We start from the raw sequence: 1,330 nt of genomic DNA on the forward strand, positions 1-1,330 counted from the left end.
AGTTGTCTCGTAAGTTGAAGGCGCCGGCATTGACGACTGCCAAGAGTTACGAAGCGTTCGATTATGACTTTGAAGGTTTGATGGGTTCAGCTGGACGTGTTGCTTGGAAGTCAGGAAACGATGTTATCTTCGAAGCAGACACTGTTTTGTTCATTGGTAACAACTACCCATTCTCACAAGTTGAGAACTTCATGGCTGGTGTAAAGCACTTTATCCAAATCGATAGCAACCCAGCTCGTCTTGGCCGTCGCCACAAGGCTGACGTTGCGATGTTGGCTGACGCTGGTTTGGCAGTTAAGGCACTTTTGGAGAAGGTTGAACCAGTTGCTGAGTCAGCCTGGTGGAACGCTGCTTTGAAGGATGCGCAAAACTGGCGTGACTACATGCACAAGATTGAGACGAAGACGGAAGGCCCATTGGAGGCATACCAAGTCTACAACGCAATCAACAAGTATGCTGATGAAGATGCAATCTTCTCAATTGATGTTGGTGACACGACGCAAATGTCAATTCGTCACTTGCACATGACGCCTAAGAACATGTGGCGTACATCACCATTGTTTGCCACGATGGGTATTGCCATCCCTGGTGGAATTGGTGCAAAGAACGTCTTCCCAGATCGTCAAGTCTTTAACATTGCCGGCGACGGTGCCTTTGCGATGACTGATTCAGATATCGTAACGGCTGTTCGTTACAACATGCCAGTTATCAACGTTGTTATGACGAACACGCAATACGGCTTCATCAAGGACAAGTACGAGGATACCAACACGTACCGTAACGATGAAATCGTTGACTTTGGTGATGTTGATTATGCTAAGATTGCTGAAGCCCAAGGTGCTGTTGGTTTGACGGTTAACAGCATTGCTGACATCGATAAGGTGATGCAAGAAGCCGTTGATTACTACAAGCAAGGTCGTGTCGTAGTCGTTGATGCCAAGATCACGAAGGAGCGTCCAATTCCTGTCGAAGGTTTGAAGCTCGATCCAGCGCTTGCAACTGAAGAAGAAATCAAGGCCTTTAAGGAGCGCTTTGATGCACAAGAACTTGTACCATTCCGTAAGTTCCTTGAAGAAGAGGGACTTAAGTCACAAGTCGTTAAGGTTAACGACGAAGACACGAAGTACAACTTCTAATTAATTAGTTCATAAATACGAAGCACCTACCATTGTGTGGGTGCTTCTTTTTTTAGTGCGTGTCGTCCCTGTTGCGGCAGCCGAGTTGTTCTCTGATGGCTGAGATGACCAAAGTCGGCTAAGCAGGCAATTAATAAATTGCTGGTCCAAAGCGGTGACCAACAGATACATTCCTAAATGTTGGACAAAAACAG

At 46.3% G+C, this 1,330-nt stretch carries 2 protein-coding genes; one reads left to right on the forward strand and one right to left on the reverse strand.

What is annotated here, in order from left to right; genetic code table 11:
• On the forward strand, positions 1–1,136 hold a 1,136-nt coding region (locus WEIDD23_RS14125), incomplete at its 5' end, for a thiamine pyrophosphate-dependent enzyme (protein WP_242865344.1).
• Positions 1,137–1,145: 9 nt separating this feature from the next.
• Here WEIDD23_RS14125 and WEIDD23_RS13990 read toward each other — a convergent pair.
• Positions 1,146–1,330 (reverse strand): hypothetical protein (locus WEIDD23_RS13990; RefSeq protein ID WP_207644190.1); only part of this gene is annotated, 185 nt, incomplete at its 5' end.

Origin of the sequence: Weissella sp. DD23 (assembly GCF_001579105.1) — a bacterium.
GTDB lineage: Bacteria > Bacillota > Bacilli > Lactobacillales > Lactobacillaceae > Weissella > Weissella cibaria.